The organism is Citrobacter sp. RHBSTW-01044 (assembly GCF_013781945.1).
Classification (GTDB): domain Bacteria; phylum Pseudomonadota; class Gammaproteobacteria; order Enterobacterales; family Enterobacteriaceae; genus Citrobacter; species Citrobacter braakii.
The window spans coordinates 668,448-693,801 of sequence record NZ_CP056180.1 but is presented as its reverse complement, the minus strand read 5'-3'; the positions used below and the strand labels follow the sequence as shown (position 1 = coordinate 693,801).

23 protein-coding genes are annotated in these 25,354 nt (G+C 52.6%); 11 read left to right on the top strand and 12 right to left on the bottom strand.

Going from position 1 to position 25,354, the window contains the following annotated elements; genetic code table 11:
* Positions 1–7 precede the first annotated feature (7 nt).
* On the bottom strand, positions 8–2,179 hold the full coding sequence (locus tag HV352_RS03400; RefSeq protein ID WP_003024532.1) for a YgiQ family radical SAM protein: 2,172 nt from the start codon (positions 2,177–2,179) through the stop codon (positions 8–10).
* Positions 2,180–2,378: 199 nt separating this feature from the next.
* On the opposite strand from HV352_RS03400, the gene HV352_RS03395 reads away from it, so the two are divergent.
* The gene (locus HV352_RS03395; protein WP_181635191.1) at positions 2,379–3,854 is read left to right on the top strand and encodes a TrkH family potassium uptake protein; all 1,476 of its coding nucleotides are present in this window, start codon (positions 2,379–2,381) and stop codon (positions 3,852–3,854) included.
* A gap of 16 nt (positions 3,855–3,870) precedes the next feature.
* Here the strand turns inward: HV352_RS03395 and ftsP are convergent, their stop codons facing one another.
* From ftsP to HV352_RS03375, 4 genes are all read right to left on the bottom strand, one after another.
* Positions 3,871–5,283, bottom strand: a complete 1,413-nt coding sequence (gene ftsP, locus HV352_RS03390; protein WP_109017387.1) for a cell division protein FtsP — start codon at positions 5,281–5,283, stop codon at positions 3,871–3,873.
* Between the two features lie 71 nt (positions 5,284–5,354).
* Positions 5,355–6,092, bottom strand: a complete 738-nt coding sequence (gene plsC / locus HV352_RS03385; RefSeq protein WP_049268740.1) for a 1-acylglycerol-3-phosphate O-acyltransferase — start codon at positions 6,090–6,092, stop codon at positions 5,355–5,357.
* A 195-nt stretch (positions 6,093–6,287) separates the two neighbouring features.
* A complete protein-coding gene (parC, locus tag HV352_RS03380) occupies positions 6,288–8,546 on the bottom strand; it encodes a DNA topoisomerase IV subunit A (RefSeq protein ID WP_016157479.1) in 2,259 nt (752 codons plus the stop codon).
* Between the two features lie 118 nt (positions 8,547–8,664).
* The gene (locus tag HV352_RS03375; protein WP_016154511.1) at positions 8,665–9,060 is read right to left on the bottom strand and encodes a YgiW/YdeI family stress tolerance OB fold protein; all 396 of its coding nucleotides are present in this window, start codon (positions 9,058–9,060) and stop codon (positions 8,665–8,667) included.
* 152 nt (positions 9,061–9,212) lie between these two features.
* Here HV352_RS03375 and qseB point away from each other — a divergent pair, with 152 nt between their 5' ends.
* From qseB to HV352_RS03355, 4 genes are all read left to right on the top strand, one after another.
* Positions 9,213–9,872 carry a quorum sensing response regulator transcription factor QseB gene (qseB, locus tag HV352_RS03370; protein WP_109017386.1) on the top strand — a complete coding sequence of 220 codons (660 nt, stop codon included), beginning with the start codon at positions 9,213–9,215 and terminating at the stop codon, positions 9,870–9,872.
* Entirely contained in the window at positions 9,869–11,218 is a 1,350-nt protein-coding gene (gene qseC / locus HV352_RS03365; RefSeq protein WP_109017385.1) for a quorum sensing histidine kinase QseC, read from the top strand. Before qseB ends, qseC begins: the two co-directional genes overlap by 4 nt.
* 109 nt (positions 11,219–11,327) lie before the next feature.
* The gene (locus tag HV352_RS03360) at positions 11,328–11,909 is read left to right on the top strand and encodes an NAD(P)H-dependent oxidoreductase (RefSeq protein WP_181635190.1); all 582 of its coding nucleotides are present in this window, start codon (positions 11,328–11,330) and stop codon (positions 11,907–11,909) included.
* A gap of 30 nt (positions 11,910–11,939) precedes the next feature.
* A complete protein-coding gene (locus tag HV352_RS03355; RefSeq protein WP_016154515.1) occupies positions 11,940–12,254 on the top strand; it encodes a putative quinol monooxygenase in 315 nt (104 codons plus the stop codon).
* A gap of 100 nt (positions 12,255–12,354) precedes the next feature.
* On the opposite strand, the gene parE is transcribed toward HV352_RS03355, so the two are convergent.
* The 5 genes from parE to nudF are packed head-to-tail and all read right to left on the bottom strand — an operon-like array spanning position 12,355 to position 16,760.
* Positions 12,355–14,247, bottom strand: a complete 1,893-nt coding sequence (parE, locus tag HV352_RS03350; RefSeq protein ID WP_003024571.1) for a DNA topoisomerase IV subunit B — start codon at positions 14,245–14,247, stop codon at positions 12,355–12,357.
* Between the two features lie 28 nt (positions 14,248–14,275).
* Entirely contained in the window at positions 14,276–14,857 is a 582-nt protein-coding gene (yqiA, locus tag HV352_RS03345; protein WP_003024575.1) for an esterase YqiA, read from the bottom strand.
* Complete coding sequence (gene cpdA, locus HV352_RS03340; protein ID WP_181635189.1) at positions 14,857–15,684, bottom strand: 3',5'-cyclic-AMP phosphodiesterase; 828 nt, start codon at positions 15,682–15,684, stop codon at positions 14,857–14,859. Before cpdA ends, yqiA begins: the two co-directional genes overlap by 1 nt.
* A 24-nt stretch (positions 15,685–15,708) precedes the next feature.
* Positions 15,709–16,131 carry a DUF1249 family protein gene (locus tag HV352_RS03335; RefSeq protein WP_016154518.1) on the bottom strand — a complete coding sequence of 141 codons (423 nt, stop codon included), beginning with the start codon at positions 16,129–16,131 and terminating at the stop codon, positions 15,709–15,711.
* A complete protein-coding gene (gene nudF, locus HV352_RS03330; RefSeq protein WP_016154519.1) occupies positions 16,128–16,760 on the bottom strand; it encodes an ADP-ribose diphosphatase in 633 nt (210 codons plus the stop codon). The genes HV352_RS03335 and nudF overlap by 4 nt, the downstream gene beginning before the upstream one ends.
* A gap of 199 nt (positions 16,761–16,959) precedes the next feature.
* Here nudF and tolC point away from each other — a divergent pair, with 199 nt between their 5' ends.
* The 3 genes from tolC to HV352_RS03315 all read left to right on the top strand — a co-directional run bounded on the left by tolC (position 16,960) and on the right by HV352_RS03315 (position 20,429).
* A complete protein-coding gene (gene tolC / locus HV352_RS03325; RefSeq protein WP_088583064.1) occupies positions 16,960–18,438 on the top strand; it encodes an outer membrane channel protein TolC in 1,479 nt (492 codons plus the stop codon).
* A gap of 147 nt (positions 18,439–18,585) precedes the next feature.
* Complete coding sequence (locus HV352_RS03320; protein ID WP_016154521.1) at positions 18,586–19,263, top strand: DUF1190 family protein; 678 nt, start codon at positions 18,586–18,588, stop codon at positions 19,261–19,263.
* Between the two features lie 5 nt (positions 19,264–19,268).
* The gene (locus tag HV352_RS03315) at positions 19,269–20,429 is read left to right on the top strand and encodes a glutathionylspermidine synthase family protein (protein WP_016154522.1); all 1,161 of its coding nucleotides are present in this window, start codon (positions 19,269–19,271) and stop codon (positions 20,427–20,429) included.
* A gap of 85 nt (positions 20,430–20,514) precedes the next feature.
* Here HV352_RS03315 and ygiD read toward each other — a convergent pair whose 3' ends face one another.
* Positions 20,515–21,303 carry a 4,5-DOPA dioxygenase extradiol gene (gene ygiD / locus HV352_RS03310; protein WP_181635188.1) on the bottom strand — a complete coding sequence of 263 codons (789 nt, stop codon included), beginning with the start codon at positions 21,301–21,303 and terminating at the stop codon, positions 20,515–20,517.
* A gap of 147 nt (positions 21,304–21,450) precedes the next feature.
* Here ygiD and zupT point away from each other — a divergent pair, with 147 nt between their 5' ends.
* The gene (zupT, locus tag HV352_RS03305) at positions 21,451–22,224 is read left to right on the top strand and encodes a zinc transporter ZupT (protein WP_016157488.1); all 774 of its coding nucleotides are present in this window, start codon (positions 21,451–21,453) and stop codon (positions 22,222–22,224) included.
* A 65-nt stretch (positions 22,225–22,289) separates the two neighbouring features.
* Here the strand turns inward: zupT and HV352_RS03300 are convergent, their stop codons facing one another.
* Complete coding sequence (locus HV352_RS03300) at positions 22,290–22,466, bottom strand: hypothetical protein (protein ID WP_016154525.1); 177 nt, start codon at positions 22,464–22,466, stop codon at positions 22,290–22,292.
* A gap of 398 nt (positions 22,467–22,864) precedes the next feature.
* On the opposite strand from HV352_RS03300, the gene HV352_RS03295 reads away from it, so the two are divergent.
* Together HV352_RS03295 and HV352_RS03290 are read left to right on the top strand one after the other, a co-directional pair.
* A complete protein-coding gene (locus HV352_RS03295) occupies positions 22,865–24,661 on the top strand; it encodes an aryl-sulfate sulfotransferase (RefSeq protein WP_016154526.1) in 1,797 nt (598 codons plus the stop codon).
* 23 nt (positions 24,662–24,684) lie between these two features.
* Complete coding sequence (locus HV352_RS03290) at positions 24,685–25,353, top strand: thiol:disulfide interchange protein DsbA/DsbL (protein ID WP_019077701.1); 669 nt, start codon at positions 24,685–24,687, stop codon at positions 25,351–25,353.
* Position 25,354: the final 1 nt, after the last annotated feature.

The following is a 25,354-nucleotide window of genomic DNA, read 5'->3' as shown; positions in this document are numbered from 1 at the left end:
AGACAGATTAGCGCCCTGCTACTTTCCCACGTTTTTTGTTCGCGGCAGGCGTCTGGCGCTGATGCGCCACAGGCGTGTGCTTGGTCAACGCCGGACGGGTATGACGGTTCTGGCGACGCGCTTCGCGCATCTCTTCCAGCGTAGGCGCCGGAACCAGACATTCGCGACGACCACCGATCAGATGCTTTTTCCCCATATCTTCCAGCGCCTGGCGGATTAACGGCCAGTTGGCTGGATCATGGTAACGCAGCAGCGCTTTATGCAGACGACGCTGTTTATCACCTTTCGGCACCACCACGTCTTCACTCTTGTAACCAATTTTACCCAGCGGGTTTTTCCCGGTGTAATACATGGTTGTGGAGTTCGCCAATGGTGATGGATAGAAGTTCTGCACCTGATCCAGACGGAAACGACGTTGCTTCAGCCACAGCGCCAGATTCACCATATCCTCGTCACGCGTCCCAGGATGCGCAGAAATAAAGTACGGGATCAGGTACTGCTCTTTACCGGCCTGTTTAGAGTAGGTGTCGAACAATTCCTTAAAGCGATCGTAGCTGCCCATCCCCGGCTTCATCATCTTCGACAGCGGGCCTTCTTCAGTATGCTCTGGCGCAATCTTCAGATAGCCGCCCACGTGGTGGGTCGCCAGCTCTTTGATATAGCGCGGATCTTCAACCGCGATGTCATAGCGCACACCTGAAGCGATAAGGATCTTTTTAATGCCTTTCAAATCACGCGCACGGCGATAGAGGTTAATCGTCGGCTCGTGGTTGGTATCCATATGCGGACAGATATCCGGGTAGACGCATGACAAACGACGGCAGGTTTGCTCCGCACGCGGTGACTTACAGCGCAGCATATACATGTTCGCCGTTGGGCCGCCGAGATCGGAAATCACGCCGGTAAAGCCCGGAACGGTGTCGCGAATAGCTTCGATTTCATTGATGATCGAGTCTTCAGAGCGGCTCTGGATAATGCGGCCTTCATGCTCGGTGATCGAACAGAACGAGCAGCCGCCAAAACAGCCACGCATAATGTTGATCGAGAAACGGATCATCTCGTAGGCCGGAATGCGGCTGTCGCCATACGCCGGATGCGGCACGCGCTTGTACGGCAGCGCAAAGACGCTGTCCATTTCTTCGGTAGAGAGCGGAATGGCTGGCGGGTTGATCCAGATGTAGCGATCGCCATGCTTTTGCATCAGCGCGCGCGCACAGCCTGGGTTGGTTTCGTGGTGCAGGATACGCGACGCATGTGCATACAGCACTTTATCGCCCTTCACTTTTTCGAAGGACGGCAGCAGCACGTAGGTTTTTTCCCACGGTTTCGGGCGCGGCGGCTGTACGGTTACCGCTTTCGCTTCCTGCTTTTTCGGTGCGACAGGTTTGTTGTCGGCACACGGCAAATCCTCGCCGTATGGATGCGGGATCGGGTCAATTTTGCCCGGCGTGTCGAGACGCGTGGAATCCACCCCACTCCAGCCCGGCAGCGCTTCTTTAACCATAATCGCGGTGTTACGCACGTCGCGGATCTGATCGATAGTTTCACCCATCGCCAGACGATGCGCCACTTCCACCAGCGGACGTTCGCCGTTACCGAACATCAGCATGTCGGCTTTTGAATCCACCAGCACGGAGCGACGAACGGTATCAGACCAGTAGTCGTAGTGCGCGGTACGGCGCAGGCTGGCCTCAATACCGCCGAGAATAACCGGCACATCTTTCCATGCTTCCTTACAGCGCTGGGTATAGACCAGCGTCGCGCGGTCCGGGCGTTTGCCCGCCACGTTGTCTGGCGTATAAGCATCGTCATGGCGCAGTCGGCGATCGGCGGTATAACGGTTGATCATCGAATCCATGTTGCCTGCGGTTACACCAAAGAACAGGTTCGGTTTACCCAAACGCATAAAATCGTCTTTGTTGTTCCACTCCGGCTGGGCGATAATCCCAACACGAAAGCCCTGCGCTTCCAGCATACGGCCGCAAATTGCCATGCCAAAGCTGGGATGATCGACGTATGCATCGCCGGTAACCAGAATGATGTCGCAGCTATCCCAGCCAAGTTGGTCCATTTCGTCGCGTGACATCGGCAAAAATGGTGCCGGGCCAAAACAGGCAGCCCAGTACTGCGGCCAGGAGAAAAGGTCTCTGTCCGGCTGGATCAGGGATATTGCGCTCATAGTGCTTCCAAAAATGGTAAAAAAATAATCAAAGGCCGGGGATTATACGCTGTATGTCGGCAAGAAATGAAGTGGAGTCTGAGTCAGACAAGTAGAAAGTGATTTAAATTGTTAAATTTTACGACGCCCATTTTTATCATTCATAATTAACACCATGCCGGCCAGCTGAGATAACTCTTTTTCGGCGGGGGATTTTTCATTGCGACTCAACGATTCACTGCATATTTCCCAGTTACGGGTAGTTGTTCACCTGTGCGGATTTCTGGTTCTTCTCTACAGCTTCTCCATGCTGCCGCCGATGACCATTGCTCTGTTAAATAAAGAGCGGAGCTTTTTCGCTTTTTTCAGCACATTTATGACGTTCTTTACCCTCGGCGGTGGAGCGTGGCTGGCAACCAAACATGCAGGAATTCAACTACGAACCCGGGATGGATTTGTCATCATCGTCCTGTTCTGGCTGCTGTTTTCGTTTATCAGCGCCATGCCGATGTGGATGGACGATGGCTTAAATCTCCCCTTTGCCGATGCCCTGTTCGAAGGGGTTTCCGGGATAACCACCACTGGCGCTACGGTGATTGACGACGTCAGCGCCTTGCCGAAATCGTATCTGTACTATCGGGCTCAGCTCAATTTTATTGGCGGCCTGGGGGTTATTGTCCTTGCCGTGGCGGTATTACCCCTGCTGGGTATTGGTGGTATGAAGCTGTATCAGTCTGAAATGCCAGGTCCCTTTAAAGAAGAACGCCTCACGCCAAGGCTTGCTGATACCGCACGTACGCTGTGGCTGACCTACGTCATTCTCGGCCTTATTTGTACTCTGGCCTACTGGATTGCCGGGATGTCGTTTTTCGATGCCTTATGCCACGGGCTGTCGACGGTCTCTCTCGGCGGATTTTCCACCCGTAGTGAGAGCATCGGCTTTTATAACAGCCACGCTATTGAGTTAGTCGCCGGACTGTTTTCACTGCTGTCTGCGTTTAACTTCACCCTCTGGTACGTTGCTATTGTGAAACGTACCTTTAAGCCCTTTCGTCGTAATGCCGAGCTGCGTTTCTTTCTGCTTATTGCGCTGGTTGTCACCCTGATCGCCACCTGGCAGGTCTGGCGGGCGGGTATGTACGGGATGACGGACAGCCTGGTGCATGCCTTTTTTCTGGCCAGTTCGATGCTGACAGATAATGGCCTGTCGACGGCGGATTATGCGCAGTGGCCTTCGCACACGATATTCATGCTGCTCAGCGCCAGTTTCTTCGGCGGTTGTGTCGGCTCGACCTGCGGGGGGATTAAGGTGCTGCGTTTTTTGATTATGTTCAAGCAATGCCGTCAGGAGTTACATCAGCTCGCGCATCCTCGCGCCCTGCTGAATATCAAAGTGGGCAATAACGTGGTAAGCGACCGAGTAGTGCGTTCGGTATGGAGCTTTTTCTTTCTCTACGTTTTATTTACCAGCTTTTTTATCTGGGCGCTCAATCTGATGGGCTACGATCTCTTCTCCTCTTTCGCCACCGTTGCCGCCTGCATCAATAACATGGGGCTGGGATTTGGCATCACCGCAACGACGTTTGGCACCTTAAACGAGGAGGCAAAACTTCTGATGTGCGCGGCCATGATCATGGGGCGTCTGGAGATTTACCCCATTCTGATCCTGTTCTCGCGCATGTTCTGGCGGGCGTAACGGAAACTCCGGCGCATTACGGCGCCGGGTTCACCAACATCTGTCCGATCGAGCCACGATCCGCCATTTCCAGCGTCTGACTGTTAAAGTAGAACGGGAAATGAGCCCAGGAAGGTTGTCCGAAGTAGACCAGTAATTCAACCTGGCCGTCGACCCAGACGGTATCTTTCCAGCCCCGGTCTTCCGGGAACGGCATTGCGCCATTCACATTACGGATCAGGAACGAGACGCCTTCGATATGGAAAGACTGAGGCATATCCGCTCGTACCGTCCAGCGCTCCCAGGAGCCCTGCTGAGCGGTAATATCCATGCGGTTGACGTCCCACAGCTGACCGTTGATGCCGGGATCGTCATCCAGACTGATATCACGGCTGCGAATCGGTGAACCACTGAGGATTTCCGTTGGCAGCAGGCGCATTGGCAGACTGTCGGTCACCAGCGGCAGGAGACCGGTCGGGCGCAGCGTCAATACCAGCGTGGAGATGAGAATACTGGAAGGCTCAAAGAATCCGCGGATCCTGTCGACAATGCTGGCCGCCTCACCACAGGTGATAGAGACCTCATTTCCGTTAGTCATATCCACCAGGATCTCACGGCGCTCGCCAGGCGCCAGCGAGAGCTGCTTCACCGAAACGGGCGCAGGTAAAAAGCCCTGATCGCTGGAAATCACATGCAGCGCGCGGCCATCGCTCATTTGCAACTGGTAACGACGTGAGTTTGAAGCGTTCAGCAAACGCAAACGCACCCAGCCGCGAGAGACTTCGACATACGGGCTTTGCGCCCCGTTGACCAGCAGGGTATCACCGACAAAACCACCGCTGCCGGGTTCGCTATATTCCGGCGTACCAAAGTTGTCCAGACGCTTGTCCTGGATAATGATCGGAAAATCATCCACGCCGTAGTGGTTGGGAATAGACAGTGATTTACTCACTTCATCTTCAATCAGCCACATTCCGGCAAGACCGTTATAAACCTGCTGGGCAGTACGATTTGGCGTATTGGCGTGATACCACAGCGTAGCGGCATTCTGACGAATCGGCAGCACTGGTGCCCAGTCTGCATTAGGGGACATCATGCGCGCCGGGCCGCCCATCAGCGGGCCTGGCACCTGTAATCCAGCGACAGTCATCGAGACATTTTCAGTCAGACGGTTGCTGTAGATAAGCTTGACGTCATCCCCTTTCCAGACGCGGATCGTCGGTCCCAGGTAGCGACCGTTAATCCCCCAGACAGGTGCGCGCGTGCCTTGCGTGAAGGACCAGTGGGCGCGTTGCAGCGTCATAAATAACGGCTGCCCCCGACGGGACTCCAGCAGCGGAGGTACGGGTAACGGTTGTTGCTGACCGGCAGCATTAGCCTTCAGCGGAACAGCACCTGCACACAGTGCGATCCCCGATGCCTGAATGAACTGACGCCGACTGAATGACATATAAACTCCATGAAAAACTGGCGATTAACACGCAGGAAATCTTTTCCTGTAACAAACCCGAATTGCGCGGATTAAACCTTACCGGCGGCTTCCCGCTCAGCAACTTCTTTATCGAGTTCTGCGATTTTTTGTTCCATCAGCGTACGGCAATGCGCTGCCAGTTCACGAACCTGATCTTTCCCAAAGTGGCTAATATCTATCGGCGGCAACATCTCTACAATCGCCAGACCATTATTGAGTCGGTTGAGTTTTATCTTATTCGAGGTGGTTGAAACGCACACCGGAATAACCGGGACACCCGCCGCAATCGCCGCATGAAACGCGCCGGTTTTAAACGGCAGCAGACCGCGACCACGGCTACGCGTTCCTTCCGGGAACATCCAGATAGAAATACGACGTTTTTTGAAATGATTCACCACCGCCGCAATGGTGCTGTGCGCTTTGGTACGGTTGTTTCTGTCAATCAGCAGGTTGCCGGTTAACCAGTACAGCAGCCCGAAGAATGGGATCCACAACAGGCTTTTTTTGCCGACTGTCACCGTCGGCGGCTGAACGATATTCGCAGCGGTAACCATGTCATAGTTGTTCTGATGATTACAAATATAGATAGCATTACCATAGTTCTGCGCGTCTGCCGGCATGCGGCACTCAACCTTCAGGCCATAAAGGGGAGCCAGGCGGCCAAACATATGACCGAATGTTGCGACGTGTTTTGGATTTCGTGGGCTGAACAGACAGTATATGCAACCGAAAATACAGACCAGAACGCAGTAAATAACAGTAATGATTAAACGAAAAATATATAGCATAACAACCTCTGAGGCCTAAGAGCCTGGCATTTTACGTCACCTGATTCATCACGCAGTATCAGGTTAGGGCTTTGTTAAGGGCGGCTCTCTGGAAAAGCGTATTGTTAATCGCAACGCACGAATAAACAACGGTTTCACGGGAATTTTTAACGTTGGCTCTCCCCGGGCTAAAACAGGGAGAGCCGGACGGTAGCGTTATTCTTCGCTGTCGCCGTGACTGGCGCGTCGAGGCGAGTCAATGTCAATGCGATCGATACGCTGCAGACCACGCATTAGCGTACCGCGACGGCCACGCTCGCCGGTCACTTTCTGCAACTCTTCAGGACGCAGTTTAATTTTGCGCTTACCGACGTGGATAGTCAGCGTGCTTTGTGGCGGCAACACGTAGAGCTGCGCCAGGCCATCTTCACCTTTCGCCGCTTCCGCTGAAGGGATATTGATAATCTTGTTCCCTTTGCCTTTTGACAATTGCGGCAAATCGCTTACCGGGAACATCAACATGCGACCGGCTTGGGTGATTGCCAGCAGCATATCGGTTTCATCTTCAATCACAACCGGCGGCATAACGCGCGAATTTTCTGGCAGCGTAATCAATGCCTTACCAGCACGGTTACGAGCTACCAGGTCGTTGAAGGTGCAGACAAAACCGTAACCCGCATCGGATGCCATCAGCAGTTTCTGATCGTCGCCTTCCATCAGCATGTGCTCAACCGTCGCGCCCGGCGGCAGCGTGAGCTTCCCGGTCAGCGGTTCACCCTGTCCACGCGCCGACGGCAGCGTAATCGGGTCGATGGCGTAACTGCGTCCGGTCGAGTCCACGAACACCACTGGCTGGTTGCTCTTACCCTTCACCGCAGACTTAAAGCTGTCGCCCGCTTTATAGCTTAATCCCGGCGCATCAATGTCGTGGCCTTTCGCGCTACGCACCCAACCACTCTGGGACAGCACAATGGTCACTGGCTCTGACGGCAGCATGTCGTGCTCGCTCATCGCCTTCGCTTCTTCACGTTCCTGCAGCGGAGAGCGGCGTTCGTCGCCATAGGCCTCGGCATCAGCCTGCAGCTCTTTCTTCAGCAGGTTACTCATTTTACGCTCGGAAGCCAGAATGCCTTGCAGCTGATCGCGCTCTTTCGCCAGCTCATCCTGCTCGCCGCGGATTTTCATCTCTTCGAGTTTGGCAAGGTGGCGCAATTTCAGCTCAAGAATGGCTTCAGCCTGGGTTTCAGAAATGCCAAACCGCGACATCAGCTCGGGCTTAGGTTCATCCTCATGACGAATAATTTCGATCACTTCGTCAATGTTGAGGAACGCCACCAGCAAACCTTCAAGGATATGCAGGCGTTTAAGCACTTTTTCCAGACGATAGTTCAGGCGACGACGTACGGTATCGCGGCGAAACGCCAGCCATTCGGTGAGGATCTCCAGCAGATTTTTCACCGCCGGACGACCATCAAGACCGATCATATTCAGATTGATGCGGTAGCTTTTTTCCAGATCGGTGGTGGCAAACAGGTGGTTCATCACCTGCTCCATATCCACACGATTGGAGCGCGGGACAATCACCAGACGGGTCGGGTTTTCGTGATCCGATTCGTCGCGCAGGTCGTCTACCATCGGCAGCTTTTTATTGCGCATTTGAGCGGCGATCTGCTCCAGCACTTTTGCCCCGGAAACCTGATGCGGCAGTGCGGAAATCACCACCGCGCCGTCTTCTTTCGTCCATACCGCGCGCATACGTACGGAGCCGCGCCCGTTTTCGTAAATCTTACGAATCTCTGCCCGCGAGGTAATGATCTCCGCTTCGGTCGGGTAGTCCGGCCCCTGCACGATGTCCAGCAACTGATCCAGCGTCGTTTTCGGCTGCTCAATCAGGGTAATCGCCGCTTTCGCCACTTCACGCAGGTTGTGTGGCGGAATGTCCGTCGCCATACCAACGGCAATACCGGTCGTGCCGTTCAACAGAATATTTGGCAGACGCGCAGGCAGCATCTTCGGTTCCTGCATGGTGCCGTCGAAGTTTGGCACCCAGTCCGACGTTCCCTGGCCGAGTTCACCCAGCAGAACTTCCGCATATTTAGACAGGCGGGATTCGGTATAACGCATCGCCGCGAAGGATTTCGGATCGTCCGGCGCCCCCCAGTTCCCCTGCCCGTCGACCAGCGGATAGCGGTAAGAGAACGGCTGCGCCATCAGCACCATCGCTTCATAACAAGCGCTGTCGCCGTGTGGGTGGTATTTACCCAGTACGTCACCGACGGTACGGGCGGATTTTTTAAATTTGGCGCTGGCATTCAGCCCCAGTTCGGACATCGCGTACACGATGCGACGCTGAACGGGTTTCAAACCATCGCCAATAAACGGCAACGCCCTGTCCATGATGACGTACATGGAGTAGTTCAGATAGGCGGTTTCCGTGAATTCATGCAGCGCCAGGCGCTCTGCCATATCGCTCATTAATCGTGGTTCCTCAACTTTGTACCCCTCTATTGAAGGGCAATATTGCCGCAGATACTACCCTATCTGGCGTGTTGAGTCACAAAGAAAAGGGCCACGAGTGCGGCCCTGATGGGGATTATTTGGCAACTTTGGTAATCTGTTTCACGTCGATTTCAACGGAGTTCCAGTCTTTATCCACTTCACCCTGGATTTCAACCACATCCTGCGGTGTGACGGTTACGCCGTTCCAGCGCTTGTGGTCGATATCCACATTCACTGTGCCGGTCGCATCTTTAAACACATACAGGTCGTCGGAAATACGCTCAACGATGTTCCCACGCAGGGTAACCCAAGTGTCATCACGCAGTGATTTGGCGCTTTCTACCGTCGCGCTGCTACCATTCGGGCCGACAAATCCGCCATTTTGGCTTTGCGTGGTGGTTGTCGGTCCAGAGAAACCGCCCTGCTGCGCTGCCAGAACAGGTGCGGAACACAGTGCCATTACAGCAACCATTGCAGCTAATTTTTTCATCGTCATGTCTCCCTTTCATTTTGGTTTACGACTATTAAATAAGTTAATCCTTAACAAGTTCTTAAGGCAAAAAAAGATACTTTTTTTGCTGTACAGAGGCTGTAGTCGCAAGGTTTACTGACGCTAATGAGAGCGGCTGCAGGGAAGAACATATGCGTATTTTACTGATCGAAGATGACACATTGATCGGCGACGGCCTGAAAACAGGTCTGAGTAAAATGGGTTTCAGCATCGACTGGTTTACCGAGGGTCGCCAGGGGAAAGAAGCGCTCTACAGCGCCCCTTATGATGCGGTGATCCTCGACCTGACGCTGCCAGGCATCGACGGACGGGAGATCTTGCGCGAATGGCGAGCCAACGGGAAGCAGGAGCCAGTGCTGATTCTGACCGCTCGCGACGCGCTGGCGGAACGCGTTGAGGGTCTGCGTCTCGGCGCGGATGACTATCTGTGCAAACCCTTTGCGCTGATCGAAGTTGCCGCCAGGCTGGAGGCGCTGGTGCGCCGTGCCAGCGGCCAGGCGAGCAACATATTGCGCCATGGCCAGGTGACGCTTGATCCCGGCGCGCTGGTTGCCACGTCGGCAGATGAGCCTTTGTCTCTCAAACCCAAAGAGTTCGCTCTACTGGAGCTGCTGATGCGCAATAAGGGTCGCGTCCTGCCCCGCAAACTGATTGAAGAAAAACTGTATACCTGGGACGAAACCGTCTCCAGCAATGCGATTGAGGTACACGTCCATCACTTACGCCGTAAGCTCGGCAGCGACTTTATCCGTACCGTGCATGGCATTGGCTACACCTTGGGTGACACATGAAACTCACACAACGCCTCAGCCTGCGCGTCAGGCTAACGCTTATTTTTCTGATTCTGGCATCAGCGACCTGGGCCGTTTCCAGCTTTGTAGCCTGGAAGCAGACCACCGACAATGTCGATGAGCTGTTTGATACCCAACTGATGCTGTTCGCCAAGCGGCTCAGCACGCTGGATATCAGCGACGTCACCACCTCAAGCAATATGGCTCGCACGCCGAAGAAGCTCAAGCACGGCCATATTGATGACGACGCGCTGACGTTTGCCATCTTCACCATCGACGGCAAAATGGTATTGCACGATGGCGACAACGGCCAGGATATTCCCTACGGCTACACCCGCGAAGGCTTTACCGATGGCCAACTCAAGGGGGACAACGACGCATGGCGTTTTCTGTGGCTGAATTCCGCTGACGGCAAATACCGCATTGTGGTAGGCCAGGAGTGGGAGTATCGAGAGGATATGGCGCTGTCGATCGTCACCGCCCAGTTAACACCGTGGTTGATTGCGCTGCCGCTGATGTTGCTAATCCTGGTGGTCATGATTAGCCGTGAACTCAGGCCGCTGAAAAAACTGGCGCAGGCTCTGCGCTGGCGCTCACCGGAATCGGAAGAGCCGCTCGATCCGAAAGGTGTACCTAGCGAAGTGCGCCCGTTGGTTGAATCGCTCAATCAGTTGTTTACCCGCACCCATTCCATGATGGTCCGCGAACGGCGCTTCACTTCTGATGCTGCCCACGAGTTGCGCAGCCCGTTGACCGCGCTGAAAGTACAAACAGAAGTGGTGCAACTGTCAGACGACGACCCGCAAACGCGGGAAAAAGCGCTGGTACAGTTGCATGCGGGAATTGAACGCGCCACCCGACTGGTCGATCAGTTACTGACGCTTTCACGCCTCGACTCCCTCGACAATCTTCAGGATGTGGCGGAAATCTCGCTGGAGGAGCTTTTGCAATCCGCGGTGATGGATATCTACCATCCAGCCCAGCAGGCGCACATCGACGTGCGTTTGCAGATTAACGCGCACAACATCATGCGCACAGGACAGCCGCTGTTGCTGAGCCTGATGGTACGAAATCTACTGGATAATGCGATCCGCTACAGCCCGCGGGGTAGCATTGTGGAAGTGACGCTCAACGCCCGGAATTTTAGCGTCAAGGATAATGGTCCTGGCGTTGCGCCAGAGGTCCTGACGCACATCGGGGAACGCTTTTATCGTCCACCGGGACAAAGCGTGACCGGCAGCGGTCTTGGCCTATCGATTGTCCGCCGTATCGCAATATTGCATGGAATGTCAGCCTCGTTTGGCAACGCTCCGCAAGGTGGCTTTGAAGCGAAGGTCAGTTGGTAATTGCGTTATTATTGCTCAAATAGCAAAAGACTTTGCACATTTTGCTAATTTCACCGCGTCGCTGGTAGGGGTAAAATCGTCTTCAAACGTATTTCCCTGAGGACACAAAATGAGCAACATTCTGATTATCAATGGTGCGAAAAAATTCGCCCACTCCAACGGTCAGTTAAACGACACCCTGACCGAGGTCGCGGATGGCCTTCTGCGCGACCTCGGGCATGATGTTAAAATCGTGCGCGCCGACAGCGACTATGACATTTCTGATGAAGTACAGAACTTCGTCTGGGCCGATGTGGTTATCTGGCAAATGCCTGGCTGGTGGATGGGTGCGCCGTGGACCGTGAAAAAATACATTGATGACGTGTTTACCGAAGGTCACGGTACGCTGTACGCCAGCGATGGTCGCACGCGTTCAGATGCGTCTAAAAAATACGGCTCCGGTGGGCTGATTCAGGGCAAAAAATACATGCTGTCACTGACCTGGAACGCACCGATAGAAGCTTTCACTGAAAAAGATCAGTTCTTCCATGGCGTTGGCGTTGATGGCGTTTATCTCCCGTTCCATAAAGCAAACCAGTTCCTGGGAATGGAAGCGCTGCCGACCTTTATCACCAATGACGTGATTAAAATGCCGGACGTCCCGCGTTATATCGCAGAATATCGCAAGCATCTGAACGAAATTTTTGGTTAACTGGTAACCTGGAATTAGAAGGAGTTAACCATGCTTACCGTTATTGCAGAAATCCGTACACGTCCAGGTCAACATCACCGCCAGGCGGTACTGGATCAATTCGCTAAAATCGTTCCAACCGTATTGAAAGAAGAAGGCTGCCACGGCTACGCGCCGATGGTCGATCATGCTGCTGGCGTCAGTTTTCAGACCACAGCCCCGGACTCAATCGTGATGGTTGAACAGTGGGAAAGCATTGCGCATCTTGAAGCGCATTTGCAGACACCGCATATGAAAGCCTATAGCGAAGCCGTGAAAGGCGACGTGCTGGACATGAGTATTCGTATTCTGGAGTCTGGCATTTAAGATTGTCGATTTGCCGGATAACGCCATAAACAGACGTATCCGGCTTATACTGCAATCCTCAGGCCTGGTAAGCCCAGCGCCACCAGGCATTCACGGTCAATTACCCTTCGAGATCCGCCAGGTCGCCTTTCTCCTGCAACCAGTTACGGCGATCTTCAGAACGCTTCTTGGCCAGCAGCATATCCATCATTGCGTTGGTACGCTGATCGTCTTCGTCATCGATGATGAGCTGCACCAGGCGGCGGGTATTCGGATCCAGCGTGGTTTCACGCAGCTGCATCGGGTTCATTTCACCCAGACCTTTAAAGCGCTGCACGTTCGGCTTGCCTTTCTTGCGCTTTAACTGCTCCAGCACGCCCGCTTTCTCTTCTTCCGTCAGCGCGTAATACACCTCTTTACCGAGGTCGATACGGTATAACGGCGGCAGCGCCACATAGACGTGACCGTGTTTCACCAGCGTACGGAAGTGTTTTACAAACAGCGCGCACAGCAGCGTAGCGATATGCAAACCATCGGAGTCCGCATCCGCCAGAATACAGATCTTACCGTAGCGCAGCTGGCTCAGATCATCACTGTCCGGATCGATGCCGATCGCCACCGAAATATCGTGAACTTCCTGCGAAGCCAACACTTCATCGGAAGAGACTTCCCAGGTGTTGAGGATCTTACCTTTCAGCGGCATGATCGCCTGATATTCACGATCGCGCGCCTGTTTAGCCGATCCGCCCGCCGAGTCACCTTCGACGAGGAACAGTTCGGTGCGATTAAGATCCTGTGCGGTACAGTCCGCCAGTTTCCCCGGCAACGCCGGACCGCTGGTCAACTTTTTACGCACCACTTTTTTCGCCGCACGCAGACGACGCTGGGCACTGGAAATCGCCATCTCAGCCAGCAGTTCGGCTGATTGCACGTTCTGGTTCAGCCACAGGCTGAAAGCATCTTTCACCACGCCAGAGACGAATGCCGCGCACTGCCGCGAAGAGAGGCGCTCTTTGGTTTGTCCGGCAAACTGCGGATCCTGCATTTTTACCGACAGCACGTAAGCACAGCGATCCCAGATATCTTCCGCCGACAGCTTCACACCGCGCGGCAGAATATTGCGGTATTCACAGAACTCGCGCATTGCATCCAGCAGACCCTGGCGCAGGCCGTTAACGTGCGTACCGCCCTGCATGGTTGGGATCAGGTTCACATAGCTTTCAGTCAGCAGCTCGCCGCCTTCCGGCAGCCAGAGCAGCGCCCAGTCCACGGTTTCTGTTTCACCGCTGAAATTACCGATAAACGGTTTTTCCGGCAGCGTCGGCAAGCCATTCACCGCTTCGCTCAGATAGTCATTCAGGCCATCCTGGTAGCACCAGCGCTGTTCACTGTTATTGACCTCATCCTTGAAGGTGATCTCAACGCCAGGGCACAGCACCGCTTTGGCTTTAAGTACGTGCGTTAAGCGCGAAACGGAAAAACGCGGGCTGTCAAAGAAGCTTTCATCCGGCCAGAAGTGCACGCTGGTTCCGGTATTGCGTTTACCGCAGGTACCGACAACCTGTAAATCCTGCACCTTATCGCCGTTCTCAAACGCGATGTTGTACACCTGCCCGTCGCGGCGCACGTTCACTTCCACACGCTTCGACAGGGCGTTGACCACGGAGATCCCTACCCCATGTAAACCACCAGAGAACTGATAGTTTTTGTTGGAGAACTTACCGCCCGCGTGCAGACGACAGAGGATCAGCTCTACCGCCGGAACGCCCTCTTCAGGGTGAATGTCTACCGGCATGCCGCGGCCATCATCAATAACTTCCAGAGACTGGTCGGCATGTAAAATCACGTCCACGCGTTTTGCGTGGCCCGCCAGTGCTTCATCCACACTGTTATCAATCACTTCCTGTCCAAGATGGTTCGGACGGGTTGTATCGGTGTACATCCCCGGGCGACGGCGTACCGGCTCAAGCCCAGTGAGTACCTCAATGGCATCAGCGTTATAAGTTTGCGTCATGGTTTAAATAAGCAATTCGAATTGATCGTCAGAAACTGTGCAGTCCAAGGAAATCGACAATCGGGTTGAAATAATCTTCGAAGCCCGTGAATGCGTGGTTTCCGCCCTCAATAACTGTCTGGCGGCAGGAGGCGTAATACGCCACCGCCTGGCGGTAGTCCAACACTTCATCGCCCGTTTGTTGAAGCAGCCAGATCAAATCCGGCGCTTCCAGCGGGTCAATCTGCATGACTTTAAGATCGTAAATATGGCGTGACTCTAGCACATATTGCTGCCCCGTGTAGGGGTTCTCGTTTTGACCGAGATAGTCGACCAGCAGTTCATAAGGTCGGACAGCAGGGTTCACCACCACCGCGGGCAGCATAAAACATTGCGACAGCCAGGTGGCGTAATAGCCTCCTAGTGAGGAACCGACAATTCCCAGCGACTCTCCGCCATGTTCAAGAATGATCGATTCCAGCATCTCTGCGGCCTGGGCCGGATACGGTGGCAGTTGGGGTACGATCATCTCAACGTGCGGGTGATGCTCCGCCAGCCAGTTTTTCAGCAAACATGCCTTCGCCGAACGAGGAGAACTATTAAATCCGTGAAGATAAAGAAGCGTAGACATCAGTAGCCTTCTGAAGCGGTATCAGGGTGGAACCAATTACCCTGCAGACGGCGTACCTGCGTCTGCAACGTCCCGTCAGCAAAAAGCTCCAGCGTCCGCCAGCCTGGGCTGATGGTATCTAACGTGAAGTTGGAACAGTGTGGCTTAAACTGCACACAGGTCGACGGCGTCGCCAGCAGGCGGCGTCCGTTCCAGTCCAAATCCAGTTCCTGATGAATATGCCCACACAACAAATACTTGGCACGAGGATAATTCACCAGCACGTTATCCAGCTCTGCGGCATTACGCAGGCTATGCTGATCGAGCCAGCTACAGCCTGCTGGCAGAGGATGATGATGCAGAAGCAGCAAAGTATTGCGCTCAGGCGCATCGGCAAGTTTACGTTCCAGCCATTCGAGCTGAAATTCGCTTAATTCACCGTGGGGAACGCCGAACACCTGGCTGTCCAGCAACAGGATTTGCCACTGTTCACCAATAAAGACGCGTTTAGCGGGTGAGATCCCCGCGTCCTGTAGCGCGCTGTACATTGCCGGCTGAAAATCGTGATTGCCCGGTAGCCAAACGCAGGGCGCACGAAAGCTTGCGATGCCCTCAGCAAAATGCTGATAGGCCGCAGCGGATTGGTCCTGCGCCAAATCACCAGTCGCGACGATCAGATCGTATTCAGGCGACTCTGCATGTATTGCATCCAGTACGGATTGATAGCTGTCCCAGGTGTTTACACCCAGCAGCGTTTCATGCTTTTCGGCAAACAGGTGAGTGTCTGTAATTTGTAAGATCCTGACTCTGGCCTCACCAGCCAAAGGAAGGGTTAACAGGCTTTCCAAATGGTGTCCTTAGGTTTCACGACGCTAATAAACCGGAATCGCCATCGCTCCATGTGCTAAACAGTACCGTAACCAGTCGGCCAGAAACTGATTAATTTGATGCTTTTCGTCGCGTTGATGCAACTTTTTATTTGGATAATCATACCGCGCTTTGAAGCGAAAGATCTGCTGACTCGAACACACTTCGGCCACCCTCGCGTCATGATACAGGCGGACTGTCAATGACGGCAGGCTCCAGTAAGTGACCGCGGGTGCCGTTTGTTCGATCGCGACAAGCGTAGTGTATCGGGTCGATTCAACGATCGTTAACCGATATTGTGCGTTTGCGACCTGATAGCTCACTGTTTCATCGGCTGCGTCATTACGCGGCAGCAGACGGCGCAATTGCGAATAGTTGGTTTCGCACAGGCGCATCATTTCAGGGAAGTCAGGTGTGTAACGCTTCATTTTTTCCACTCAGTTTTTAACTCTTGATAGTGCAGCTGTAACCATTGCAAGGCGATGACAGAAGCCGCGTTGTCGATTTTCCCCTCTTCAACCCATTGATAAGCCTGCTCCCGGCTCACCACATGAACACGAATATCTTCGTTTTCATCAGCCAGACCGTGGATCCCGCTCGCGGTCGTGGCGTCCACTTCGCCAACTAAAATAGACAGGCGCTCACTGGTGCCGCCAGGGCTTGCCAGATAGCTCAGAACGGGCTTGGTACGTTTAACTTCCAGCCCGGCCTCTTCCATCGCTTCACGACGAGCCACATCCTCAACGGTTTCGCCCTCTTCAATCATTCCGGCCACCATTTCCAGGAGCCACGGGCTTTCGCTGGTATCAAACGCCGCGATACGGATCTGCTCGACCAGAACAACTTCGTCCCGCTCAGGGTCAAAGGGTAGCAAGACTGCCGCGTGTCCGCGCTCAAAAATTTCGCGCTTTACCTCACCGCTCATACCGCCGTTAAACAGGCGATGGCGGAACCGATAAAGATCCAGTGAAAAAAAACCGCGGTATAGCGTTTCTCGTGCAATAATTTCTACATCATTTTTAGTGAAAGTCATTGGCAAGTTGTCTGGTTTACGCATTGTGCTGTCCTGAAACCAATAGTGATTAAAATGTGAATTTCAAGGTCGTTTGACTGATGTTTGAACGCCCTTGTGTTAAATTGATGCAAATTAACGCCGTATGGCACGTAACGCCAACTTTTTGAAGTGGCGGATTCTGCTAGAATCAGCAAATATTTTTACAATTTGATCAGCGCTAAATACTGCTTCACAACAAGGAATGCAAATGAAGAAATTGCTCCCCATCCTTATCGGCCTGAGCCTGTCGGGGTTCACTACTTTGAGCCAGGCAGAAAACCTGATGCAGGTTTATCAGCAAGCACGCCTGAGCAACCCGGAATTGCGTAAATCCGCCGCCGATCGCGATGCTGCATTCGAAAAAATTAACGAAGCGCGTAGCCCATTACTGCCGCAACTAGGTTTAGGTGCCGATTACACCTACAGCAATGGCTACCGTGATGCAAATGGCGTCAACTCCAACGCAACCAGCGCGTCATTACAATTGACTCAGACGCTGTTCGACATGTCTAAATGGCGTGCCCTGACGCTGCAAGAAAAAGCAGCAGGCATCCAGGACGTAACGTATCAGACCGATCAGCAAACGCTGATCCTGAATACCGCTACCGCTTATTTTAACGTACTGAACGCGATTGACGTGCTGTCTTACACTCAGGCACAGAAAGATGCGGTCTATCGTCAGTTAGATCAGACCACACAGCGTTTTAACGTGGGCCTGGTCGCCATCACTGACGTACAGAACGCCCGTTCACAATACGATACCGTACTGGCGAACGAAGTTACCGCGCGTAACAATCTGGACAACGCGGTAGAACAGCTGCGCCAGGTGACCGGTAACTACTACCCGGAACTGGCTTCGCTGAACGTTGATGGCTTTAAAACCAACAAACCGCAAGCGGTGAACGCGCTGCTGAAAGAAGCAGAAAACCGCAACCTCTCATTATTGCAGGCGCGTTTGAGCCAGGATCTGGCGCGTGAACAGATTCGTCTGGCGCAGGATGGTCACTTACCGACGCTGGGTTTGACCGCCTCTACCGGCGTTTCTGACACCTCCTACAACGGGTCGAAAACCAACACCTCCCAGTATGACGACAGCAACATGGGCCAGAACAAAATCGGTCTGAACTTCTCGTTGCCGCTGTACCAGGGCGGCATGGTTAACTCGCAGGTGAAACAAGCGCAGTACAACTTTGTTGGCGCGAGCGAACAACTGGAAAGCGCGCACCGCAGCGTGGTGCAAACCGTGCGTTCTTCGTTCAACAACATTAATGCTTCCATCAGTAGCATTAACGCGTACAAACAAGCGGTTGTCTCTGCCCAAAGCTCTTTAGATGCGATGGAAGCAGGCTATTCCGTAGGTACCCGTACCATCGTGGATGTGTTGGATGCCACCACCACGCTGTACAACGCCAAGCAGCAACTGGCGAATGCGCGTTATACCTATCTTATCAACCAGCTTAACGTCAAATCTGCGCTCGGTACGCTGAACGAGCAGGATCTGGTGGCGCTGAATAATACGCTGGGTAAACCGATCCCGACTTCTCCGGATAACGTAGCGCCGCAAAATCCGCAGCAAGATGCCGCTGTGAATGACTTTAACAGCAACGGCAATATGCCTGCGGCTCAACCAACGGCTGCACGTTCAACCAGCAGCAACGGTAACAACCCGTTCCGTAACTGATGCTGATGACGGGGCTTCGGCCCCGTCTGAACGTAAGGCAACGTAAAGATCCGCCCCTTCTTCCGCATTCTCGCCTCTTCCCGCTTCAATTTCGACCAGTCATCCTCTATTCTGAGCAGAGTTACCACTGGGTCCTGGAAGACATAAATGAAACGGACAAAATCTATACATCACGCCTCGTTCCGCAAAAGCTGGAGCGCGCGCCACCTGACTCCTGTCGCTCTGGCAGTTACCGCTGTTTTTATGCTCGCGGGCTGTGAAAAGAGTGACGAAACGGTTTCGCTTTATCAGAACGCGGACGACTGCTCTGCAGCTAATCCGGGTAAAAGCGCCGAATGTACCACCGCGTTTAACAATGCGCTGAAAGAAGCTGAACGCACCGCGCCAAAATACGCCACTCGCGAAGACTGTATCGCTGAATTCGGCGAAGGCCAGTGCCAACAGGCACCTGCACAAGCGGGCATGGCGCCGACCGGTGAAGGCCAGGCTCAGGCGCAGAATCAAAGCAGCGGCAGCTTCTGGATGCCGCTGATGGCAGGCTATATGATGGGCCGCATGATGGGTGGCGGTATGGGCGCTCAGCAGCCGCTGTTCAGCTCGAAAAATCCGGCCAGCCCGGCATACGGCAAATATACGGATGCCGGCGGCAAAAATTACGGCGCCGCAACGCCGGGTCGCACCATGACCGTACCGAAAACCGCCATGGCGCCGAAACCGGCTACCACCTCTACCGTAACCCGCGGCGGATTTGGCGAATCTGTGGCTAAACAGAGCACCATGCAGCGTAGCGCAAGCGGTACTACCACTCGTTCAATGGGCGGCTGATCGTCATGGAAAGAGTCAGTATTGTTGAGCGCCCGGACTGGCGCGATAAAGCCACCGAATACGGTTTCAACTTTCACACTATGTACGGCGAGCCGTACTGGTGTGAGGATGCGTATTATAAGCTCACGCTTGCTCAGGTCGAAAAGCTGGAAGAGGTCACTGCAGAGCTGCATCAAATGTGTCTCAAAGTGGTGGAAAGGGTCATCGCCAGCGATGAGCTGATGACCAAGTTTCGCATTCCGAAGCATACCTGGGGCTTTGTCCGCCAGTCCTGGCAGACACAGCAACCGTCGCTCTATTCGCGTCTCGATCTGGCGTGGGACGGCACGGGCGAGCCTAAGCTGTTAGAAAACAACGCCGATACGCCAACCTCTCTGTACGAAGCTGCGTTTTTCCAGTGGATCTGGCTGGAAGACCAACTCAATGCAGGCAACCTGCCGGAAGGCAGCGATCAATTCAACAGTCTGCAGGAAAAGCTGATCGAGCGTTTCGCCGAGCTGCGTGAGCAGTATGGTTTTCAGTTGCTACATCTGACCTGTTGTCGCGATACGGTGGAAGACCGCGGAACAATCCAGTATCTGCAGGATTGCGCTGCCGAAGCTGAAATCGCCACTGAATTCCTCTATGTCGAAGATATTGGTCTTGGTGAAAAAGGTCAGTTCACGGATATGCAGGATCAGGTCATTGCTAACCTGTTCAAGCTCTATCCGTGGGAATTCATGCTGCGTGAAATGTTCTCCACCAAGCTGGAAGACGCTGGCGTTCGCTGGCTGGAACCAGCCTGGAAGAGCATCATCTCCAACAAAGCGTTATTACCGCTGTTGTGGGAAATGTTCCCGGATCATCCGAATCTGCTGCCTGCGTATTTCGCCGAAGATGACTATCCTCAGATGGATAAATTCGTCGTAAAGCCGATCTTCTCACGTGAAGGCGCGAACGTTTCAATTATCGAAAACGGTAAAACGATCGAAGCAGTGGAAGGGCCGTACGGCGAAGAAGGTATGATCGTGCAGCAATTCCATCAGCTACCGAAGTTTGGCGACAGCTATATGTTGATCGGCAGTTGGCTAATCAACGATCAACCAGCTGGCATCGGCATTCGCGAAGACCGTGCGTTGATCACGCAGGATCTCTCGCGTTTCTATCCGCATATTTTTGTCGAATGACTGAGAGTGCCGGGTGGTAGCTGCGTCTTACCCGGCCTACAGCACGAACTGTAGGCTCGATAAGCGCAGCGCCATCGGGCATTTATCATCCGACCTGCACCGACAACATACTCAAACTTCCCATCTCAATCCCGTCAACAGGAATAGTCACCGGCTCTTTGCCATCCCAGACACCTAATACATACAGCAGCGGCAGATAGTGATCCGGTGTCGGGTTCGATAACGATCCCCCTTCATGATCGAGATAGTTCACCAGCGGGTGCTGTTCAACCGGTCCCTGCCATGTCAGGTTTGCTTTAACATATTCGTTGAATGAGGTCGCCCACGGATATGGCGTGTTCTCACCGTGCCAACGCGCAGTGCGCAGGTTATGCACCACGTTACCGCTGGCTACCAGCATAATGCCCTCATCACGCAGTGCCGCCAGCTTGCGGCCAATTTCAAAATGCCAGGCCGCAGGTTTGGTACTGTCAATGCTCAGCTGCACCATCGGAATATCCGCATGCGGGTACATCTTGATCAGCACGCCCCATGAACCGTGGTCAAAACCCCACGCCTCTTTGTCTAAGGTAACGGGCACCGGGGCCAGCAAGTCAACCAGATGCTGCGCCAGTTCCGGTGATCCAGGAGCCGGGTAATGGGTGTCATACAGCGCCTGCGGAAAACCGCCAAAATCGTGGATTGTTTTAGGCGCCTCCATCGCCGTCACGCCCGTGCCACGAGTGAACCAATGCGCCGAGACCACCACAATGGCTTTCGGGCGCGGCAACGTTTCCCCCAGTTGCTGCCAGGCGCGGGTATAAACGTTATCTTCCAGAACATTCATCGGGCTACCGTGACCCAAAAACAATGCTGGCATACGAGTTGAAGACATGATGATATCCTTACTGAGGGAGTCATTTTGATACCACCACAATACGCTTATTCGGCTGATGAAGAACTCAGATAACCATGATGAAGATCATCAGTTATTTTGACGATCCGACCCGGACAGCAGATTGATAAGGAGTTTTATTTGTCGATGTCAGTACCTTTACTTCTGACTTTACTGGCAGGCGCCGCCACGTTTATCGGCGCATTTCTCGGCGTGTTAGGGCAAAAACCCTCCAACCGCGTGCTCGCCTTTTCGTTAGGCTTCGCCGCAGGGATTATGTTACTGATCTCACTGATGGAGATGCTCCCAGCCGCACTGGCTGCTGAAGGCATGTCGCCGGTATTGGGCTACGGAATGTTTATCGTTGGCTTACTGGGATACTTTGGCCTGGACCGCCTATTGCCGCACGCGCACCCTCAGGATCTGGTACAGAAAACCACGCGGCCTCTGCCCGGCTCCATTAAACGTACCGCGATTTTATTAACGCTCGGCATTAGCCTGCACAACTTCCCGGAAGGGATAGCGACGTTTGTTACCGCCAGCAGCAACCTCGAGCTGGGCTTTGGTATTGCCCTTGCCGTCGCATTACACAATATTCCTGAAGGATTAGCCGTTGCGGGTCCAGTCTATGCAGCCACGGGATCCAAACGGACGGCGATATTCTGGGCCGGGATCTCGGGCATGGCGGAAATCCTGGGCGGCGTACTGGCGTGGTTAATTCTGGGAAGCCTGATCTCACCGGTAGTGATGGCGGCAATAATGGCAGCAGTCGCAGGAATTATGGTGGCGCTGTCCGTCGATGAGCTAATGCCGTTGGCAAAAGAGATCGACCCGAATAATAATCCCAGCTATGGGGTACTTTGTGGAATGTCGGTGATGGGGTTAAGTCTTGTCATCCTCCAGTCCATGGGGATCGGCTAATTCAGAGGGCGGATGCCACCCTGCTAATTTACAGCATCCGCTCATCCATAGCAGAACGTGAAGGACTATTCCTGTTCCTTAACCGCGCTGTTATCTTCGCCAGAACGACGAAAGAGTTTGTTTCGCGCCTCGAGTAATGCATCCCGGTCTTGCCGAAATGCCCGACAATAACGCTTCATATGGCAATAATAACCAACTGCAACGAGTGCAATTAATACAATCCAGTACCAGGCGATAAACATTCTTTTACCCTTAAAATTTAACATCATTAAACATTTAACGTTAAAATTTTACACAACCTTATTCTGACATACTCCTATAGTGGCATATTCCAGAAACAAATATATGATTTCGATCATATAAACCAGCAGCTATGCAAATAGTTGACACCGTTATAAAAAATAAAACAATGTCGACAAGATCACACTGCGCAATAATAAATATTGCCCTTAAAATAACGCACTCATACCATCCAAAAAAATAATAAAAATTAGCGCCTGCAAAATAATACACCACATCAATATTAATATATTCACCATAAAAGTAGCATCAGCAATACCATTTTTTATTATATTCACATCGTAAAAACATAATATATTCAGCACTGTTATATCTAAAGATAATATAAGGAGATATATCCATGTTTACACAGTACCGAAAAACACTTCTAGCCGGAACGCTTGCACTGACGTTTGGCTTTGTCGCAGGTAATTCATTTGCCGCAGGTTTCCAACCAGCCCAGCCCGCAGGAAAATTGGGTGCGATAGTCGTTGACCCATACGGAAACGCCCCTCTTACCGCACTGGTTGAATTAGATAGTCACGTTATTTCGGATGTTAAAGTCACCGTTCATGGTAAAGGTGAAAAAGGAGTCCCAATTACCTATACCGTCGGCAAAGAATCCCTCGCCACCTACGATGGGGTTCCTATTTTTGGCCTTTATCAAAAGTTCGCTAATAAGGTCACTGTTGAATATAAAGAAAATGGCAAGGCCATCAAGGAAGATTACGTGGTGCAAACATCTGCCATCGTTAATCACTACATGGATAACCGTTCTATTTCCGATTTACAGCAAACAAACGTTATTAAGGTCGCACCTGGCTTTGAAGACCGTCTCTATCTGGTGAATACCCACACCTTTACCGCGCAGGGCGCAGAATTCCACTGGCATGGTGAAAAAGATAAAAATGCCGGTATCCTGGATGCTGGTCCGGCCGGTGGCGCATTACCCTTTGATATCGCACCCTTTACCTTTGTCGTTGATACGGAAGGCGAATATCGTTGGTGGCTGGATCAGGACACTTTCTATGACGGTCATGACATGGATATCAACAAGCGCGGTTACCTGATGGGCATACGGGAGACACCGCGCGGCACCTTCACCGCCGTACAGGGCCAGCACTGGTATGAATTCGATATGATGGGCCAGATTCTGGCCGACCATAAGCTGCCGCGCGGATTCCTCGACGCATCGCATGAGTCCGTCGAAACGGTGAACGGCACCGTACTGCTTCGCGTGGGTAAACGTGATTATCGTAAGGAAGATGGCATTCATGTTCAAACTATCCGCGACCAGATTATTGAAGTCGACAAATCCGGTCGTGTTGTTGACGTGTGGGATCTGACAAAAATTCTCGATCCGATGCGTGACGCACTGCTGGGTGCGTTGGATGCGGGCGCGGTATGCGTCAACGTGGACCTCGCTCATGCCGGCCAGCAGGCAAAACTGGAGCCAGATACCCCCTACGGTGACGCCCTCGGCGTGGGTGCTGGTCGTAACTGGGCGCACGTTAACTCTATCGCCTTTGATGCTAAAGATGACGCCATCATTATCTCTTCCCGCCATCAGGGGGTTGTCAAAATCGGTCGCGATAAACAGGTGAAGTGGATCCTTGCACCGTCTAAAGGCTGGAATAAGGCGCTGGCAAGCAAGCTGTTAAAACCGGTTGATGATAAAGGCAACGCACTGAAATGTGATGAAAATGGCAAGTGCGAGAATACCGATTTCGATTTTACCTACACTCAACACACCGCATGGCTCTCCAGCAAAGGAACGCTTACCATTTTTGACAACGGCGATGGCCGCGGACTCGAACAACCGGCGTTACCAACAATGAAATACTCCCGTTTCGTCGAATATAAAATTGACGAGAAAAAAGGGACCGTCCAGCAAATTTGGGAGTACGGAAAAGAGCGCGGTTATGATTTTTATAGCCCTATCACCTCGGTTATCGAATATCAAAAAGATCGCGACACCATGTTTGGCTTTGGTGGTTCGATTAATTTATTTGACGTTGGACAGCCAACCATCGGCAAAATCAACGAAATTGACTACAAAACAAAAGAAGTCAAAGTCGAAATTAATGTCCTGTCCGATAAGCCAAATCAAACTCACTACCGTGCATTGCTGGTTCATCCACGCCAAATGTTTAAATAATTACGTTAGATTAAGGATTAATTATGTCATCTAAATGGATCACTTCATTATTTAAAAGCGTGGTATTAACCGCCGCGCTTGCCTCACCGTTTGCAGCATCAGCGTTTACTGAAGGCACTGATTATATGGTTCTGGAAAAACCAATTCCCAATGCCGATAAGACGTTGATCAAAGTATTCAGTTACGCCTGCCCATTTTGCTACAAATATGATAAAGCCGTGACAGGGCCCGTGTCAGACAAAGTCGCCGATGTCGTTACTTTCACTCCGTTTCATCTGGAAACCAAAGGGGAATACGGTAAGCAGGCCAGTGAAATCTTTGCCGTAATGATTGCCAGGGACATGGCTGCAGGTATTTCATTGTTTGACGCCAAATCACAGTTTAAAAAAGCCAAGTTCGCTTATTACGCCGCCTACCACGATAAGAAAGAGCGCTGGTCAGAGGGTAAAGATCCCGCCTCATTCATCAAAACAGGGTTGGATGCAGCGGGCATGAGCCAGGCTGATTTTGACGCGGCATTGAAGGATCCAGCCGTCCAGCAAACGCTGGAGAAATGGAAAGCAGCATATGATGTCGCCAAAATCCAGGGCGTTCCGGCTTACGTCGTCAATGGTAAATACCTGATCTACACCAAAAATATCAAATCTATTGATTCCATGGCTGAGCTTGTCAGAGAGCTCGCGAAAAAATAAA

Bases quoted from the DNA above. Each gene is read 5' to 3' on its own strand.
- HV352_RS03290 (WP_019077701.1), top strand. From the start codon at position 24,685: ATGTCATCTAAATGGATCACTTCATTATTTAAAAGCGTGGTATTAACC.
- HV352_RS03315 (WP_016154522.1), top strand. From the start codon at position 19,269: ATGGAAAGAGTCAGTATTGTTGAGCGCCCGGACTGGCGCGATAAAGCC.
- HV352_RS03400 (WP_003024532.1), bottom strand. From the start codon at position 2,179: ATGAGCGCAATATCCCTGATCCAGCCGGACAGAGACCTTTTCTCCTGG.
- yqiA (WP_003024575.1), bottom strand. From the start codon at position 14,857: ATGTCTACGCTTCTTTATCTTCACGGATTTAATAGTTCTCCTCGTTCG.
- HV352_RS03375 (WP_016154511.1), bottom strand. From the start codon at position 9,060: ATGAAAAAATTAGCTGCAATGGTTGCTGTAATGGCACTGTGTTCCGCA.
- ftsP (WP_109017387.1), bottom strand. From the start codon at position 5,283: ATGTCATTCAGTCGGCGTCAGTTCATTCAGGCATCGGGGATCGCACTG.
- nudF (WP_016154519.1), bottom strand. From the start codon at position 16,760: ATGCGTAAACCAGACAACTTGCCAATGACTTTCACTAAAAATGATGTA.
- parE (WP_003024571.1), bottom strand. From the start codon at position 14,247: ATGACGCAAACTTATAACGCTGATGCCATTGAGGTACTCACTGGGCTT.
- HV352_RS03320 (WP_016154521.1), top strand. From the start codon at position 18,586: ATGAAACGGACAAAATCTATACATCACGCCTCGTTCCGCAAAAGCTGG.
- HV352_RS03360 (WP_181635190.1), top strand. From the start codon at position 11,328: ATGAGCAACATTCTGATTATCAATGGTGCGAAAAAATTCGCCCACTCC.
- tolC (WP_088583064.1), top strand. From the start codon at position 16,960: ATGCAAATGAAGAAATTGCTCCCCATCCTTATCGGCCTGAGCCTGTCG.
- HV352_RS03295 (WP_016154526.1), top strand. From the start codon at position 22,865: ATGTTTACACAGTACCGAAAAACACTTCTAGCCGGAACGCTTGCACTG.
- HV352_RS03335 (WP_016154518.1), bottom strand. From the start codon at position 16,131: ATGAAGCGTTACACACCTGACTTCCCTGAAATGATGCGCCTGTGCGAA.
- HV352_RS03355 (WP_016154515.1), top strand. From the start codon at position 11,940: ATGCTTACCGTTATTGCAGAAATCCGTACACGTCCAGGTCAACATCAC.
- HV352_RS03300 (WP_016154525.1), bottom strand. From the start codon at position 22,466: ATGTTTATCGCCTGGTACTGGATTGTATTAATTGCACTCGTTGCAGTT.
- parC (WP_016157479.1), bottom strand. From the start codon at position 8,546: ATGAGCGATATGGCAGAGCGCCTGGCGCTGCATGAATTCACGGAAACC.
- qseC (WP_109017385.1), top strand. From the start codon at position 9,869: ATGAAACTCACACAACGCCTCAGCCTGCGCGTCAGGCTAACGCTTATT.
- zupT (WP_016157488.1), top strand. From the start codon at position 21,451: ATGTCAGTACCTTTACTTCTGACTTTACTGGCAGGCGCCGCCACGTTT.
- qseB (WP_109017386.1), top strand. From the start codon at position 9,213: ATGCGTATTTTACTGATCGAAGATGACACATTGATCGGCGACGGCCTG.
- plsC (WP_049268740.1), bottom strand. From the start codon at position 6,092: ATGCTATATATTTTTCGTTTAATCATTACTGTTATTTACTGCGTTCTG.
- ygiD (WP_181635188.1), bottom strand. From the start codon at position 21,303: ATGTCTTCAACTCGTATGCCAGCATTGTTTTTGGGTCACGGTAGCCCG.